1 protein-coding gene is annotated in these 335 nt (G+C 53.1%); it reads right to left on the bottom strand.

Annotated features, from left to right (window positions below):
* Positions 1-335: Ig-like domain-containing protein (locus DDR33_RS25425; protein WP_202913860.1), on the bottom strand; the 335-nt coding region annotated here is incomplete at both ends.

The raw sequence follows: 335 nt of genomic DNA, 5'->3' as shown, positions 1-335 counted from the left end.
TTCACATGACCGCCGTTACCCGGAGCGTCCGGTGTCACCGGTTTATCAGGGTTCTTAGTATCGACATCAATTTTGATTGGATCGGATTCTGCGCCCGTGTTTCCTGCCTGATCGGTGACCTTGATAGTGATCTCATGCTCGCCTTCGGTCAGTGCAGGATCAAAGGTATATTCCCATTTACCGTCACCGTCAGCTTTTGCTTCACCAACTTTAACGCCATCTACCAGGACCTCTACGGTCGCGTTGGGTTCTGTCACACCCTTGATCGTCGGCGTGGTCGTGTTCACATGACCGCCGTTACCCGGAGCGTCTGGTGTCACAGGTTTATCCGGGTT

It is taken from the genome of Pararcticibacter amylolyticus (assembly GCF_003130405.1).
In the GTDB taxonomy this organism is placed as follows: Bacteria; Bacteroidota; Bacteroidia; order Sphingobacteriales; family Sphingobacteriaceae; genus Arcticibacter; species Arcticibacter amylolyticus.
Note: the sequence above shows the minus strand (reverse complement) of the source record. Positions and strands in the feature narration are given on the sequence as shown.